Source organism: Pseudoalteromonas sp. S554, assembly GCF_005930865.1.
GTDB lineage: Bacteria > Pseudomonadota > Gammaproteobacteria > Enterobacterales > Alteromonadaceae > Pseudoalteromonas > Pseudoalteromonas marina.
The window spans coordinates 21,846-36,730 of record NZ_PNDV01000038.1; the positions used below are offsets into that span (position 1 = coordinate 21,846).

Below are 14,885 nucleotides of genomic sequence, written 5' to 3' on the forward strand. Positions count from 1 at the left end.
ATTCAGGCCTTGTACTCATCGTCACAAGGCCACTCGTCTTCAGTCAAAATATACTTTGCCAATAGCGATGCCCTAAGAGCCATTATTTTACTTTTTAACTCATCACGTATCAGCCTTATTGCAGGCGAAATAAACTGCCGGCTCGGAAGCACTAACCACATTTCTGTTAAGGGTATTTTATAATCGGGTATTATTCGTTTGAGCTTACCGCTAAGCAAATCATCTGCTACATCAATGGCTGACTTTTTTGCAATCCCAGCACCATCAACACACCAGCGTCTAACAATATCACCATCGTTTACAGCTCTATCGCTGTTCATTTTAACTTTGTATTGCTGTGTATTATCATAAAACTCCCAATCAGCGTGCACTACTTCGTAAAGTTTGTAGAGTAATGCGTTGTGCTCGCTCAAATCGTTCGGCACTAACGGCTCGCCATTCAGTTTTAAGTAACTAGGTGAAGCGCACACCACGTGTGGAATATTACAAATTTTAAATCCATATAAATTAAGCTCCTCAGCTACACCTTTTTTCATCGCTCTTAATGCAACATCAATTCCATCACGATAAAAATCAGCACGGCTATCACTTGCATGCAATCTCAAAGTTATAGAACTATGAATATCCATAAGCTCATTAAGTAATACACGCATTAAATTACGTCCCATTTCAGACGACACCGCCATTCGCACTTCGCCTGTAATACACTCCTGCTTTTCATTAATAACCGCTTGCCCTTGCATTAGTAGCCCAAGCGCCTGTTCGCATAAGGGTAAGTAACGCTCACCTTCAGCGGTCAGTCTTATCTTTCTAGTAGTGCGAACAAATAGCTGTGTACCAAGAGCTTGCTCTATTCGTTTAATAGAGACACTCGCTGCCGACGAGCTCATATCTAACTGATGCGCAGCCGCTGTTATTGATTGAAGCTGCGCAACTTTTAGTAATACGCCTAAATCTGCAATTTTCATATCCGCCCCTTTATAAAACTATTCGTTGATGCTGCCAATTATCCACGTTTTAACGAAACTGTATTAAACATTAGCCTGTTTATGGAATGAAAAATACTCGCTATTGTGTCTCTATCCCAACGCAAAGGAAAATATTTATGAAATGTAGAATTGCCCTATCAGCTTTAATGCTCACAACTTCGCTTATGTCTGCACCTACTTTTGCAGACGAGCACGAATCAAAAGTAATACCTGCAAACAAAGTCAAATGGGGCTATTTAAACCCATTAAGAGGCGAGCAAAGTCCCGGTGCAGCGTATTTATGGGGCGATCGTACCGCAGATACCGCAACAGGTATGCTAGTACGCTTTAAAAAAGGGTTCGAGTCCCCGCCGCATATTCATAACATTACTTACCGAGGTATTGTAATTGAAGGCCAAATGCACAATGACGACCCCACAGCTGAAAAAATGTGGATGCCTGCGGGATCATTTTGGACACAACCTGCCGGTGAAAACCATACTACTGCAGCCAATGGCACTACAAATCTAATTTACCTAGAAATAGACTCAGGCCCTTATTTAGTAAAACCAACAAACAAACAGTTTGATAATGGTGAACGCCCATTAAACGTACATAAAGACAACCTTGTTTGGCTAGACAAAAACGACGTAAGCAATATTAATGCTAAAGGTGTACAAACAACCTACCTTTGGGGAGACACCGAGACAATGTACGGCTCAATGATAAAACTACCAGCCGGGTTTAAGGGGGAAATTAGCACAGATGCGGATGAGTTTCGTGCAGTGATAATTGCAGGCAACGTGCAATACAGCTCAAAAAGTAACTCACAAAACTTAAGTGCAGGTAGCTTTGTAGAATCTGGGGGTAAATTCATTCACTCGCTTGAGAACACAAGCGATATAACAGCAACTATTTACATTCGCAGCAATGGCTTATACCACGTAAATTAGCGTGTTATAGCTACGTAAAAACTAAAAAGCGCACTAATAAGTGCGCTCATTTAACTGCTTGTGATTAAAAGCTGTAACGTGCAGTTAAGCTAATATAATCTAAATCATCTATTGTGGTGTAGCTAGTACCTACAGAGAAATTTGTATTCACATAGTAACGAGCACCTAAAGTGATAGCTGTTTCACTGTCATCTGCAATATCAATGTAACTTAAGCGGCCATCAATTTCGATGCTATCAGTTAGCATTGATCTAACACCAACAGATAATCCATAGCCATTTTCATCATCCGACAAATCAGTACCGCTGAACGATACTTCAGTTTCAATGTTTTCGTACGTTACTAAACCATAAAAGTCAGTGCTTTCACTAATTGCAGTACGGTAGCCCACGCCTGCGCTCAACCAATTTAGATCTACATCCAAACCATCTTCTGAGTCGCCTACAGTCTTATATTGACCAGACACAAAAAAGTTATCGCCTAGTAATTTACTACCATCAAGCGTCCAACCGTTTAAATCATCGCCATCAAAATCTGCATTTAAATAACCGCCAGACACATAATTAAAGTTAGGTGTTTCTGCAAATGCAGCAGGGGTGACAAAAACTGAGCTTAATAATAAGAGTGCGACTTTATTCATTTTCATGGTACTTCCTTTTAGATACATTTTAACAACATATTGTTGTACCCAATAAAATACACAGCTATATATTTGATTGCAATTAGAAATTTTATAGATTAATTAAAAATCAAGATATCAACCAATAAAGAATAATAATGTAGGGCTTTGGATTTTAAGTGTGTAAAAATTTAATAAGATCTACTTGGAAAGCTTTGAAAAGTGGTGGCCCCTCCCAGACTCGAACTGGGGACCTAACGATTATGAGTCGTGTGCTCTAACCAACTGAGCTAAGGGGCCAACTTTGTATAACTGCAAGGCAGTTAATTTTTGAAGCGTTCAGCCACAGAGCGACTAAAGCGGGTTGCAGTATAAAAACTTTTTTAGGGCTTGTCACTACCAAAAACCTTTATTTTAACAATCAATAAGCTAACTGCTTAAATTGTAATCTTTTAAAGAGTGTGAATGGGTAAATTTGGGGAGTTTTAGGAAAATAAAGTAAAAATGATTAAAAATAATATTTATTAATAGAATGCGCTGAGCGATATTTACTTACAACTGGCGTAAACATAGCTCAGCTACGCATTATTTTTTAGCAATAATATAAATTGCATGTATTAACCCTGGGAAGTAACCCAATAGCGTTAATAAAATATTAATCCAAAAATGCATACCTAAGCCCACTTGTAAAAAAACACCCAGTGGCGGTAGCAAAACAGACAGTATTATGCGAATGATATCCATTATTTAGCTCCTTCAAACAGTTAAAAACAAAAAGCCCAGCAATGCTGGGCTTTGAGTATAACGTTATTCAGCTACGATAGATAAGTTATCTACCACATCACGTACGTCTTCAGCATTTTTAGCAATTTCGATTGCTAATTGCTTTTCCGCTGATGATTCTACTGAGCCGTTTAATGTAACAACACCATTATCGGTATCTACATCAATATCGGTTCCACCTACTTCAGAATCAAATAGGAAACGTGTTGTAATAACGGTGGTGATTTTAGCGTCCGTTAGGTCGTTATCATCATCCATCATTTTAGAATCTGTATGTTTAGCGCTCATGTTTTTAACAACGGTTAGGCTGTTTTCAACGTCCATGACGCCATCTAGACTAAGTACAAGCTCTTCTGCTAGCTCTTTCTCTACGTCGCTATCAACTTTACCTGTAAGTACTACCTTGCCATTTGTTACATCAGTGTTTATGTCAAAGTTGTTTAGGTCTGTGTTCATAAGAAGCACAGTTTCTGCCTTGCCATCAATCCAAGCATCTTTACTTTCGTTTTCCCAGCTGTTTGCTTGTGCACCCATTGCTGTTGTACCAAGAACTAACGCGGCGATAATAGATTTGTTAAATGTTTTCATAATCTTTCTCCTTTTGATTAAAGACACTTCAACTAATGCGAACATCAAGCCAACTTTATTTACCATTCAAAATCATAAGCTTAACGAAAAACATAGACTCTTATAGGTTTAACGCATTTCCCCTATTTACAGGCAAGTGAGTAAAACTTTCTCAAAGTGTGAAAATTACTAGATTATTGCTATTTTGGTTAATGTATCGTTAATATAACAACTAAACAAAAAGCCTTTAAAAATTAAACTATTGATAATAAACAAAATTAATTTTGGTATACGGTTTGCTAACTAGTTAACTAATTGCAAATACAATTAAGGAATGCCCCATGTCTGTAAAAGTTGAAGACCGCCCAATAGAGCAAGTACGCGAACAAGTGATTGATCAGTTAATTTATAACTATAGCCATGGCGTTATATCGGTTGAGGCATTTGAAAGACGATTAGACAAAGCAATGGATGCAAAAGACAATTCTGTGCTGCTTACGTTAGTAGAAGACTTAACACTTAATACCGACAAGCAATACAAAGCTGAAAAGCAATCGCAGTTTACGCCTAATTACAGTGCTCAACAAAATAGCGATGACGACATCACACTGCGCAGTATTTTGGGTTCAAACGAGCGAAGCGGACAATGGGTGGTTCCTAAAAATATTTACCTAAATAATTATATGGGCTCTGTGGTGCTTGATTTCACCGACGCTATCTTTACGCATCAAAACGTGACAATTCATGTTCATTGTATTTTTGGTAGCGACGAAATTTACGTACCCGAGCATGTTAATGTTGTGTCCAAAATGTTTTGTATTTTAAGCACGCTAGAAAACAAATCAGTAACGTTAAATAAGCGTCAAGGTCCTACCATTCATATTGAAGGCAAAGCGATACTAGGGTCGGTTGAAGTAAAGATAAAACGTACCATAAAAGAAAAGTTCATGAGCTTTGCAAACGATTTAAAGTCACAGCTTGGAGTCAGCAGTAAATAAGTGCAACTGTATTTGCTTTAATATGGCTGCTTTTGGCAGCCATATAGTGGTGGGCTTAAAGATCATTATTTCGTTCTGCAGGTATATCCGACAAGTACTCTACAAACTCAACTTCAAAGCCCGAAGGGTCTCTGAAGTAGATATTTTTTCTAAATGGGTTTTCATTGCCTTGCTTATGAACTGAAAAACCCGCTTTATTTAAGCGAGACACCGTATTTTCTAAATTAGCCGTCACGTAAGCAAAGTGAGCAAACCCAACTTGATGCCCTGAAAGCGATCTATTTTCACCCTCACCATGATCGCTCATTGCTATGTATTGCGTGTCGTCACCAAAGTGGACCCAACGCCTTGGTTTTCCATACCATTCACCCCGCCCTTCACTTCGTATTACCCAGTGGGGGAAAATGGCTTGGTAAAAGCGAATCATGGTATCAAAGTTTTTAACAACTAAATTTACGTGTTCTAAATACATACTGTTTCCTTGTGAGTTAATTTAAACACACAATAAAACCTCAAGCTAACTTTAGGTAAAGCGCTTTTTTAAATTTTAGTGGGTCATTAAAAATACACTTTTGTTTTAATTAAATGTGCAACACTTTCAAGGCTGTACAAAAAACACTCACAAGTATTTAGGGTTTATTGTTTACTTTATGTCAAAAGTCGCTAAAATACGCCGGCTGAAAATACAAACGTTCTTTTACAACCCAAAGGTAACTCCATGCATCCAATGTTAAACATTGCGGTTCGCGCTGCGCGCAACGCAGGCAAAATTTTACTTCGCGCTGGCGAAGATTTATCAAAAGTTGAAGTGCAACAAAAAGGCGCTAACGACTTAGTAACTAATATTGATAAAGAAGCCGAAGCCGTAATCCGTGACACTATTTTACAGTCTTACCCTACTCACTCTGTTGTGGGCGAAGAACTAGGTGAACACAAAGGCAAGGATGATGATTACCAATGGATTGTAGATCCTATCGATGGAACAACAAACTTCATCAAAGGTATTCCACATTACGCAATCTCTATTGCACTTAAAGTTAAAGGTCGTTTAGACCAAGCCGTTATTTATGATCCGATTCGTGGTGAGCTTTTTACTGCATCTAAAGGTCAAGGCGCACAACTTAACAGCAAACGTTTACGCGTAAGTAAAACAACTGTTCTTGCTGGTACAGTTTTAGCAACGGGCTTCCCTTTTAAGCATAAACAACACACAGATGCATACACTGAAGCGTTTAAAGCGTTATTTGTTCACACTGCAGATATTCGTCGCGCAGGTTGTTCTGCACTAGACATGGCGTATGTTGCTGCTGGCCGTGTTGATGGCTTTTTTGAAATTGGCTTAAAACCTTGGCACTCTGCTGCAGGCGAGCTTATGGTTAAAGAAGCGGGTGGTATGGTTGTCGATTTTGCTGGTGGTAATAACTACAACCACAGTGGCAATATCATCTGTGGCGCACCAAAACTGACTCAAGCTATTATTCGTGAAATTCGTCCAGTGTTAACTGAATCGTTACTTCGCTAATAAATTGCTTTTACCAATATAATTGGTACAACTAAAAAAGGAGCCTAGGCTCCTTTTTTGTTTTTAAAAATATGGGTTTATTAGCTTAATCTCTATAGTTTCCCCTTTTGTATAAGGAAGGGAATTTAAATCAGTTGCAAAGTATTCATAAAATAACGCATCAAACTCGCCGTTTTGCTGCATTATTTTAATTCCCTGCTCAAGCGCTTTAGCCAACTCAGGCTTATCCTTAGACACAAAATAATATAGCGCTGTTGGGTAGCTAATATATAAATTAGGCACAATACGTAAATTTTTGTGATCTCGCTCTAAAAGCTCAGAATTGACTTCAATAAATGATCGCGGAAAGTAATCTATGCGGCCTTGGCTAGTAAGCGCAAACATGGCTTTTAAGTTTGATAATGGTCTCACGTTTAAACCGTTATTAACCAATATGCGCGTATCAGGCCAATCATGCCCCTGTACCGAGCTCAGTTTTGATAATTGCTCAAGCGTTTTTATATCTTTAAATTTATCTAAATTCTGTTTATTTGTAACTAACGCTCTTTTGCCTATATACCCTTTGAACAATGGAATTTTAATAGCTGTTGCCAGTGACTCTCGTTCAGGGCTGCTCATACTCCAAAATAAATCAAGCGAGCTATCATCAAGTGACATTAAATTACGTTGCTGATGCGGGTGTACAGCAACACGTTCTATTTCGACAGGATACTGGGCTCTTATCAATGCCTTGGTTAGCATGTCATTGAGGTAATCATCACGGGCAAAATGCGCATGTTGATCTTTCGGAATTTTTACAATATTAACTTCGCTTGCTACAACACTTCCAATAAACAAGCTCACTACACATACAATACACTTTAATGGCAACATCATGATCACCTATTAGTAAATTACCTTTTTACTATTTGCTAATCGCTACTACTGGAGGCGCTGGGCGCCTTCGCTTGCATGTAAAAAGATAGCTATGACGAAATCGTTTGGCTTCTTTCTTTGCATCCGTTGCTAATGCTGCAACCTGATGGCTATTTTTGCACTGCTGTAAATCGGGTTCAACTAATCCGATAGATAAGGTGAGTAACGGTACAAACTGCTTTTCACCTTCACGATTTGTAGCCCAATACCCTTTGCTAGCTATATGATCGGGCGTAAAAAAAGCACGAGAACGATGTTCAAACTGTTCAATAATACGATTACAAATACTTACCGCATCGCTTTGGTCAAATACAACCATAAAGTCGTCACCACCAATGTGTCCTACAAAGTTAGCACTATTTGTACAGGCTTGCACTGTTACATCAGCCAATAATTTAATGACACTATCACCACTCGCGTAGCCATAAAGATCGTTAAACTGTTTAAAGTGATTCAGGTCAATATAAGCAAGATGAAATTTATTTTTATTACGTAACCTATGCTCTATAGCTTCGTTTATTGCGACATTGCCTGGCAACATTGTTAGCGGGTTTGCATGTTGTGCGTGGCGAATTTTTTCTTCTGTTATATGTTTTAAAATGTCTCTAAGAGGCGCAAGCCCTAAATAATTGCCACCTCTAGTAATAACAATATGGCGCCTAATATCAAAATCTTGCTCAGTTATTTGCTTACTCACCGTATCGAGCTTTTGGTCTACATCAACAATCAAGGGTTGTTTGTCCATTAACTCTATAACAGGGCGCTTATCATAAAGAGCATGACCATAGGGTGCTGCAAATACCTCGGTAAGTTGGTCTTTATGTAGTAGGCCCACTGGCTGACCCTGTTGATTAATTACAGGTATGCTAATAATGGCTTTGTCTTGCTCAAAGAGTAAATGAGCGTCTTTGCATCGGGTATCACTTGCTATGGCCTTTTGTGGTTGGCTTAGCGCGCCAATCGCCATTGACTGGTCAAACTGATCACATAATTTAAATGTAAGTGCTTGTATTTGAGCAGAGCTAAAATCACGACTTGGTTGCAAGTTCGGTCGTTCAAATAAAAAACCTTGTACATTATTAATGCCTAAACTTTCAACCAGAGCGAGTTCCTCAGAGCGCTCAATGCCTTCTGCAATCACTAAGGTGTTTGTTGCTTTAGCTAAAACGATAATTGATTTTAAAAACTCCTTTTTAACCTCACTCTGATCGCAATGATCGATAAAATAACGATCTATTTTTACATAGTCAGGACGCAGTGCAGACCACTGCTTTAAGCCAGAGTACCCGGCACCTAAATCATCAATTGCAATGGTAAAACCGAGCTCTCGGTAATGCGCAATGGTTTTAAGTAATAAGTCGTCGTTATCTACTTTGTCTTGCTCTGTTACTTCTATAACAACACGATTAGTCGCTAAACCAAACTGCTCGGTTAGGTGGCGTGTTTCGCCTTTTGGGTGGCAAGGGTCTAGTAGCGTTTTTGGACTCACATTTAAAAAAAGCTTACCTTGCAAATTTAGCTTAACAAAGTTTTCTATTGCCTTTGAGCGGCATAGTAGCTCTAGCTCAGAAATAAGGCCCCCTTGATGCGCAGCTTTAAAGAGCTTATTGGGCATTTCTGATGGGCTATTTTGTGGACCACGGCTAAGCGCCTCGTAACCAAGAATGAGCTGACCAGATATATCTAAAATAGGCTGAAATAACGTGGTTACTTCCCCACTATCTAAAATAGCCTCTAAGGCTTGTCGTTGAAGGGTCACTACTGGCTCAATTATTATTTTAAATAGAGCAACAAAATATCAATTCTGTATGACATTTTTATTTCAAGCCCCTATATTACAGGCAATAAAAAACCGCTCATAGAGCGGTTTTTTTAATGCATTTAAGATTATGGCATTGCCATCGGATCTTGATCTGCACCTTCTTTTTCTATCACTTCTGGTATTAAATCTTCTTTACTTACTCCCATTGCAAGTGCAACCGAGCTTGCAACATATACAGAAGAATATGTACCAATAAATACACCAAACAATAATGCAGTAGCAAAACCATGAATGGTTTGTCCACCCCATACAAACAATGCAATCAATACCAAAATTGTGGTGATTGATGTAACAAGTGTACGGTTAAGTGTTTGCGTAAGTGAAATATCAATAATTTCAACGGTATCGTCGATACGTACTTTACGGAAGTTTTCACGAATACGGTCAGATACAACAATAGTATCGTTGAGTGAGTAACCGATTACCGCCAATATTGCCGCTAATATAGTTAAATCAAACTCTAAACCCAGTACTGAAAACAAACCTAAAGTGATAATTACATCGTGTAATAGTGCGCCTACAGCACCCACAGCAAAACGCCACTCAAAACGAAATGCAACGTAAATTAAGATACAAATAAGTGCAGTTAACATGGCTAGGCCACCCTGCTCTTTCAAGTCTTCACCGACACTTGGGCCGACAAACTCAATACGACGCATGACCACGCTGTCGTCCGCTTTTTTCAGGGCATCAATTACTTGGTTACCAATCACTTCAGCTTTAACATCGCTTCCACGTGGAGCTAAGCGCACTAATATATCTTGGCTCGAACCAAATAACTGCACTGATGCATCAGCAAAGCCATTTTCACCAAGTACATTACGCACTTTTTTAAGATCAGCCGGTTGAGAAAAACCCACTTCTACCGCGGTGCCGCCGGTAAAATCAAGACCAAAATTTAAGCCCTTCGTAAACATTGATACTATCGACGCTACAATTAATAGCGTAGAAAAGCCCATTGCCACTTTTCGAAGAGACATGAAACGAAGGGTTCTGCTACCCAAACTTAAAATTTGCATGTCTGCCCCTTAAATAGAAAGTTTATCAATGCGTTTACCACCAATAAATAAGTTGATCACAGCTCGGGTACCAACAATGGCTGTAAACATTGAAGTTAAAATACCAATAGCTAATGTAACGGCAAAGCCTGCAATTGGGCCCGTGCCCACTGCAAACAATATAACTGCCGCAATTAACGTAGTGATATTGGCATCAAATATAGTACTGAATGCGCTATCGTAACCAAAATGAACGGCTTGTTGCGGGCTACGACCATCGGCCAGCTCTTCACGGATACGTTCAAAAATAAGTACGTTAGCATCAACCGCCATACCAACTGTCAGTACAATACCTGCAATACCCGGCAAGGTTAACGTAGCGCCTGGAATAAGTGACATTATGCCAACAATAAGCACCAAGTTTGCCGCAAGCGCTAAGTTAGCCACTAAGCCAAACCCTTTGTAATAAATAAGCATAAAGGCAAGTACAAACGCAAAACCAAGTGCAACCGCAGTCATACCTGCTTCAATGTTTTCTTGGCCTAAGCTTGGCCCCACTGTACGCTCTTCAACAATTTGAATGGGTGCAACAAGTGCACCAGCGCGAAGCAGTAAACTTAAGTTATGTGCTTCAGCTGGGTTATCAATACCTGTAATACGAAAAGAGCGGTCTAAACGAGCTTGAATTGTTGCCACGTTAATAACTTCTTCTACCTTAATAGGTGGAAGTGCTTTACCGTTTTCGTCTTTTTTACCTGATGGTTTGTATTCAATAAATACCGTTGCCATACGCTTGCCAATAGCACGCTTAGTAAAGGCATTCATTTTTGAACCGCCTTTGCTGTCGAGTGAAATGCTTACTTGTGGGCGTTGGTATTCATCTGCGCCAGATTGCGCACCAGTAATATGGCTACCTTCAAGAATAATGCGTTTTTTAAGTACCACAGGGTAACCGTCGCGGCTCATGATCATTTCAGTGCCCGCAGGGATACGGCCTTGAGCGGCAGCGCTTGGATCGGCGTTTTCGTCTACTTCACGAAACTCAAGCGTTGCTGTCGCACCTAAAATTTCTTTAGCACGAGCGGTATCTTGCACACCGGGTAATTGCACAATAATACGTTCAGCACCTTGGCGCTGTACGTTTGGCTCTGCAACACCAATTTGGTTGATACGATTACGAATGATTGTTTCGTTTTGCTTGATGGCGTAGTCACGAATCTCTTTCAGCTTTTGCTCACTCATAGTGGCAAAAAATGCATTATCGTTACTGCTGTCATCAATGTATACGTTAAGTGGGTAACGAGATTCTAAAAAGCGCTCTGCAGCATTTTTATCTTCTTCATTACGCATTTCAACACGCATACGGTCAGAGCCAGCCACGCGACGAACGCTGCGATAACGAAGTTTTTCTTCGCGTAGATCGCTACGGAAATCTTGCTCCATTTGCTCAAGCTGGTTATCAACCGCTGTTGCCATGTCGATTTCCATGGTGAAATGTACGCCACCACTTAAATCTAGACCTAACTTCATTGGATTTCCGCCAAGGGATTTTAACCAAAGAGGTTGAGCCGGCGCCATATTAATGGCTGAAATGTAATCGTCACTTAGCGAGTCACGCAGTAAATCTTGTGCTTTTAATTGCTCTTCAACATTTTTAAAACGAACAAGTATTTGCCCGCCTTCAAGCTTAGTTGATTTAACTGCTACGTTATGTTTTTTAAGGGTTGCGTTTACTTTGTCTACTACACTGAGATCAACATCAGCACCTTTAGCGCCCGAAACTTGTATAGCCGGGTCACGGCCATACAAGTTTGGAGAGGCATATAAAAGGCCAATGGCAACCACAGCTAAAACAAGTAAATACTTCCACACTGGAAACTTGTTTAACACGGGGTCGTCCTTATTATTTTTATAGCGACTTCATTGTGCCTTTTGGCAATACAGCAGATACAGACGCTTTTTGAACTGTAACTTCTGCTTGCTCATTTAAAGAGATAACGATGAAATCTTTATCTTCTGCAATTTTAACAATTTTACCTACTAAACCACCTTGGGTTAGTACTTCATCGCCTTTAGCCATCGCATTCATTAAGCCTTTATGCTCTTTAACACGCTTAGCTTGTGGGCGGTAAATTAAAAAGTAAAAAACTAAACCGAAAATAGCTAACATGATTAGCATTTCCATGCCGCCACCGGCTGCAGGTGCGCCAGCTGATGCGTGTGCGTTTGAAATAAATAAACTCATAATACTTCCTCTTTAAATTTAAAGTTTAATTTTTTATATCTGCAAGCTCTGGCACTTCTTGGCCGCGGCGAGCGTAAAAATCTTTTACAAATTCTTCTAGTTTACCTTCGCTAATTGCATTGCGCAGGCCTTCCATAACACGCTGATAGTAACGTAAGTTATGTATTGTGTTTAGTCGTGCACCTAAAATTTCGTTACATTTATCAAGGTGATGTAAATAAGCACGCGAGTAATTTTTACACGTATGGCAATCACAATCAGGGTCGAGTGGACCGGTATCTGTTTTGTGCACTGCGTTACGTATTTTAATGATACCAGTGGTAATAAATAAGTGACCATTACGTGCATTACGCGTCGGCATAACACAGTCAAACATATCTATGCCACGGCGTACCGATTCAACCAAATCTTCTGGCTTGCCAACACCCATTAAGTAACGCGGCTTATTTTCAGGCATTTTGTACGCACAATGATCAAGAATATTCATCATTTCGTTTTTAGGTTCACCAACTGATAAACCACCAAGTGCATAGCCGTCAAAGCCAATTTCTTCTAAACCGGCTTGTGATTGTGCACGTAATTCTGGGTACATACCACCTTGAATAATACCAAATAACGCAGAAGGGTTATCGCCGTGACCTTCTTTTGAGCGTTTAGCCCAACGAAGAGACAACTCCATAGAGTCTTTAGCTTCTTTTTCAGTAGCAGGGTATGGCGTACATTCGTCAAATATCATTACAATATCTGACCCTAAATCACGTTGCACTTCCATTGATTTTTCTGGCGACATCATTATTTGGTCACCGTTTACAGGTGACTGAAACAAAACACCTTCTTCGGTAATTTTACGCATTGCGCCAAGACTAAATACTTGGAAGCCGCCTGAGTCAGTTAAAATTGGGAAGTCCCAATTCATAAAGTCGTGCAAATCGCCGTGCTGCTTAATAATTTCAGTACCAGGGCGAAGCATTAAGTGAAAGGTATTACCTAAACAAATTTGCGCACCTGTTGCTTTAACTTCATCAGGTGTCATGCCTTTAACAGTACCGTAAGTACCTACTGGCATAAATGCAGGTGTTTCTATTACACCACGGTCAAAAATCAAGCGGCCACGGCGCGCTTTACCGTCGGTGCGGTCTAATTCAAATTTCATATCATCCTCAATGTCGGAAAAACAGTCCAACAAGCTATAATTTAACCGCTCGATTCTACCCTTTTTGCACTGCTAATACTATTAGCTGCGGTAAATTCGCTCGTTATAATCATATGCAACTAAAAACCCCAGCAAGTATGCTGGGGCTGAGTGTTAGTTATATTTGATAATAAATAAAACAGCGCTATTTACGTGTTAAAAACATAGCATCGCCATAACTAAAAAAGCGATATTTTTGTTCTATTGCTGTGTTGTAGGCACCCATTATGTTGTCTTGTCCGCTGAAGGCGCTCACCAACATAATTAACGTTGACTCAGGTAAATGGAAATTAGTGACCATGGCATCGACGACGTTAAATTGGTAACCCGGAAAAATAAAAATATCGGTATCGCCAAAGTAAGTATCTAATTTACCGCCATGTATTTTTGCAGCTGATTCGAGCGAACGCATTGATGTAGTACCAACAGCAATCACTCGCCCACCGCTCGCTTTAGTCTGTGCTACAGCGTCCACAACATCTTGTGGTACTTCAATGTATTCTGAGTGCATGACGTGTTCGTCAATAGTCTCTACACGTACCGGCTGAAATGTACCTGCGCCTACGTGTAACGTGACAAAGGCCATTTTTACACCTTTATTTTTAAGCGCAGCCATAAGCGGTTCGTCAAAATGTAAGCCCGCTGTAGGTGCTGCCACAGCCCCTGGTTTTTCACCATATACTGTTTGATAACGTTCGCGGTCAGCTTCGTCATCTGGTCGGTCGATATAAGGCGGTAACGGCATGTGACCAATATCGTTAAGTGTATCGAGTACATTTTTGCTGTGATCAAATTCCAGCTCAAATAAGGTGTCGTGACGGGCAATCATAGTGGCTTTAGCTTTGCCTTCTAAGATAACCTCATTGCCTGGTTTTAATGATTTACTTGCACGAACATGAGCAAGCACACGGTGTTCATCCAATACTCGTTCTACAAGTACCTCAACCTTACCGCCCGATGCTTTTTGGCCAAACATACGTGCTGGTATTACTCGCGTATTATTAAAAATGAGTAAGTCGTTTTCGTTAACTAGCTCAAGAATATCACTAAATACTTTATGGCTTATCTCCCCTGTTGGACCATCGAGGCTTAATAAGCGGCTACTCGTACGATCTTTTTTAGGAAAGCGAGCAATTAATTCATCGGGTAAGTCAAAACTAAAGTCAGCTACGCGCATAGTTGGTAATCCACATCATTAAAAATCGCGCCAAGTGTATATCTATCGCCAATTAAGCTCAAGAAGCCAACTCAACTTCTGTAAACCTAAGCATCCTTCTATTCTGGGGCATTATTCAAATCTACT

The 14,885-nt window shown here is 39.9% G+C and carries 15 protein-coding genes and 1 tRNA gene; 3 read left to right on the forward strand and 13 right to left on the reverse strand.

The window, feature by feature from the left end; genetic code table 11:
• Window positions 1-2 precede the first annotated feature (2 nt).
• Complete coding sequence (locus tag CWB65_RS09775; RefSeq protein WP_008128727.1) at window positions 3-968, reverse strand: LysR family transcriptional regulator; 966 nt, start codon at window positions 966-968, stop codon at window positions 3-5.
• A 137-nt stretch (window positions 969-1,105) separates the two neighbouring features.
• Here CWB65_RS09775 and CWB65_RS09780 point away from each other — a divergent pair, with 137 nt between their 5' ends.
• Window positions 1,106-1,921, forward strand: a complete 816-nt coding sequence (locus CWB65_RS09780; RefSeq protein ID WP_008128725.1) for a DUF4437 domain-containing protein — start codon at window positions 1,106-1,108, stop codon at window positions 1,919-1,921.
• A 64-nt stretch (window positions 1,922-1,985) separates the two neighbouring features.
• Here the strand turns inward: CWB65_RS09780 and CWB65_RS09785 are convergent, their stop codons facing one another.
• From CWB65_RS09785 to CWB65_RS09800, 4 genes are all read right to left on the reverse strand, one after another.
• Complete coding sequence (locus CWB65_RS09785) at window positions 1,986-2,567, reverse strand: porin family protein (RefSeq protein ID WP_008128724.1); 582 nt, start codon at window positions 2,565-2,567, stop codon at window positions 1,986-1,988.
• Between the two features lie 196 nt (window positions 2,568-2,763).
• A tRNA-Ile gene (locus CWB65_RS09790) sits at window positions 2,764-2,840 on the reverse strand.
• 285 nt (window positions 2,841-3,125) lie between these two features.
• The gene (locus CWB65_RS09795) at window positions 3,126-3,284 is read right to left on the reverse strand and encodes a YqaE/Pmp3 family membrane protein (RefSeq protein ID WP_006791179.1); all 159 of its coding nucleotides are present in this window, start codon (window positions 3,282-3,284) and stop codon (window positions 3,126-3,128) included.
• A gap of 63 nt (window positions 3,285-3,347) precedes the next feature.
• Complete coding sequence (locus CWB65_RS09800; protein WP_008128718.1) at window positions 3,348-3,911, reverse strand: BON domain-containing protein; 564 nt, start codon at window positions 3,909-3,911, stop codon at window positions 3,348-3,350.
• Window positions 3,912-4,231: 320 nt separating this feature from the next.
• Here CWB65_RS09800 and CWB65_RS09805 point away from each other — a divergent pair, with 320 nt between their 5' ends.
• Window positions 4,232-4,888 carry a LiaF domain-containing protein gene (locus tag CWB65_RS09805; RefSeq protein ID WP_008128714.1) on the forward strand — a complete coding sequence of 219 codons (657 nt, stop codon included), beginning with the start codon at window positions 4,232-4,234 and terminating at the stop codon, window positions 4,886-4,888.
• A gap of 55 nt (window positions 4,889-4,943) precedes the next feature.
• Here CWB65_RS09805 and CWB65_RS09810 read toward each other — a convergent pair whose 3' ends face one another.
• Entirely contained in the window at window positions 4,944-5,360 is a 417-nt protein-coding gene (locus CWB65_RS09810; RefSeq protein WP_008128712.1) for a VOC family protein, read from the reverse strand.
• Window positions 5,361-5,606: 246 nt separating this feature from the next.
• Between CWB65_RS09810 and suhB the strand changes: the two genes are divergently transcribed.
• Complete coding sequence (gene suhB, locus CWB65_RS09815) at window positions 5,607-6,410, forward strand: inositol-1-monophosphatase (protein ID WP_006791183.1); 804 nt, start codon at window positions 5,607-5,609, stop codon at window positions 6,408-6,410.
• 63 nt (window positions 6,411-6,473) lie between these two features.
• On the opposite strand, the gene CWB65_RS09820 is transcribed toward suhB, so the two are convergent.
• The 7 genes from CWB65_RS09820 to queA form a co-directional block, all read right to left on the reverse strand.
• Entirely contained in the window at window positions 6,474-7,283 is an 810-nt protein-coding gene (locus tag CWB65_RS09820; protein ID WP_006791184.1) for a substrate-binding periplasmic protein, read from the reverse strand.
• 31 nt (window positions 7,284-7,314) lie between these two features.
• Window positions 7,315-9,084: a bifunctional diguanylate cyclase/phosphodiesterase gene (locus CWB65_RS09825; protein WP_138740500.1), complete on the reverse strand. Its 1,770-nt coding sequence runs from the start codon at window positions 9,082-9,084 to the stop codon at window positions 7,315-7,317.
• 128 nt (window positions 9,085-9,212) lie between these two features.
• Window positions 9,213-10,166 (reverse strand): protein translocase subunit SecF, encoded by a 954-nt coding sequence (gene secF / locus CWB65_RS09830; protein ID WP_006791186.1) that lies wholly within the window; start codon window positions 10,164-10,166, stop codon window positions 9,213-9,215.
• 9 nt (window positions 10,167-10,175) lie between these two features.
• The gene (gene secD / locus CWB65_RS09835) at window positions 10,176-12,035 is read right to left on the reverse strand and encodes a protein translocase subunit SecD (RefSeq protein WP_006791187.1); all 1,860 of its coding nucleotides are present in this window, start codon (window positions 12,033-12,035) and stop codon (window positions 10,176-10,178) included.
• 19 nt (window positions 12,036-12,054) lie between these two features.
• Complete coding sequence (gene yajC / locus CWB65_RS09840) at window positions 12,055-12,390, reverse strand: preprotein translocase subunit YajC (RefSeq protein WP_006791188.1); 336 nt, start codon at window positions 12,388-12,390, stop codon at window positions 12,055-12,057.
• Window positions 12,391-12,415: 25 nt separating this feature from the next.
• Window positions 12,416-13,543 carry a tRNA guanosine(34) transglycosylase Tgt gene (gene tgt, locus CWB65_RS09845; RefSeq protein WP_006791189.1) on the reverse strand — a complete coding sequence of 376 codons (1,128 nt, stop codon included), beginning with the start codon at window positions 13,541-13,543 and terminating at the stop codon, window positions 12,416-12,418.
• A 184-nt stretch (window positions 13,544-13,727) separates the two neighbouring features.
• On the reverse strand, window positions 13,728-14,759 hold the full coding sequence (gene queA, locus CWB65_RS09850; protein WP_008130478.1) for a tRNA preQ1(34) S-adenosylmethionine ribosyltransferase-isomerase QueA: 1,032 nt from the start codon (window positions 14,757-14,759) through the stop codon (window positions 13,728-13,730).
• Window positions 14,760-14,885 lie beyond the last annotated feature (126 nt).

What these genes read in the sequence shown, in the direction of transcription:
- CWB65_RS09775 (WP_008128727.1), bottom strand. Translation starts at nt 968, where the DNA reads ATGAAAATTGCAGATTTAGGCGTATTACTAAAAGTTGCGCAGCTTCAA.
- CWB65_RS09780 (WP_008128725.1), top strand. Translation starts at nt 1,106, where the DNA reads ATGAAATGTAGAATTGCCCTATCAGCTTTAATGCTCACAACTTCGCTT.
- CWB65_RS09785 (WP_008128724.1), bottom strand. Translation starts at nt 2,567, where the DNA reads ATGAAAATGAATAAAGTCGCACTCTTATTATTAAGCTCAGTTTTTGTC.
- CWB65_RS09795 (WP_006791179.1), bottom strand. Translation starts at nt 3,284, where the DNA reads ATGGATATCATTCGCATAATACTGTCTGTTTTGCTACCGCCACTGGGT.
- CWB65_RS09800 (WP_008128718.1), bottom strand. Translation starts at nt 3,911, where the DNA reads ATGAAAACATTTAACAAATCTATTATCGCCGCGTTAGTTCTTGGTACA.
- CWB65_RS09805 (WP_008128714.1), top strand. Translation starts at nt 4,232, where the DNA reads ATGTCTGTAAAAGTTGAAGACCGCCCAATAGAGCAAGTACGCGAACAA.
- CWB65_RS09810 (WP_008128712.1), bottom strand. Translation starts at nt 5,360, where the DNA reads ATGTATTTAGAACACGTAAATTTAGTTGTTAAAAACTTTGATACCATG.
- suhB (WP_006791183.1), top strand. Translation starts at nt 5,607, where the DNA reads ATGCATCCAATGTTAAACATTGCGGTTCGCGCTGCGCGCAACGCAGGC.
- CWB65_RS09820 (WP_006791184.1), bottom strand. Translation starts at nt 7,283, where the DNA reads ATGTTGCCATTAAAGTGTATTGTATGTGTAGTGAGCTTGTTTATTGGA.
- secF (WP_006791186.1), bottom strand. Translation starts at nt 10,166, where the DNA reads ATGCAAATTTTAAGTTTGGGTAGCAGAACCCTTCGTTTCATGTCTCTT.
- yajC (WP_006791188.1), bottom strand. Translation starts at nt 12,390, where the DNA reads ATGAGTTTATTTATTTCAAACGCACACGCATCAGCTGGCGCACCTGCA.
- tgt (WP_006791189.1), bottom strand. Translation starts at nt 13,543, where the DNA reads ATGAAATTTGAATTAGACCGCACCGACGGTAAAGCGCGCCGTGGCCGC.
- queA (WP_008130478.1), bottom strand. Translation starts at nt 14,759, where the DNA reads ATGCGCGTAGCTGACTTTAGTTTTGACTTACCCGATGAATTAATTGCT.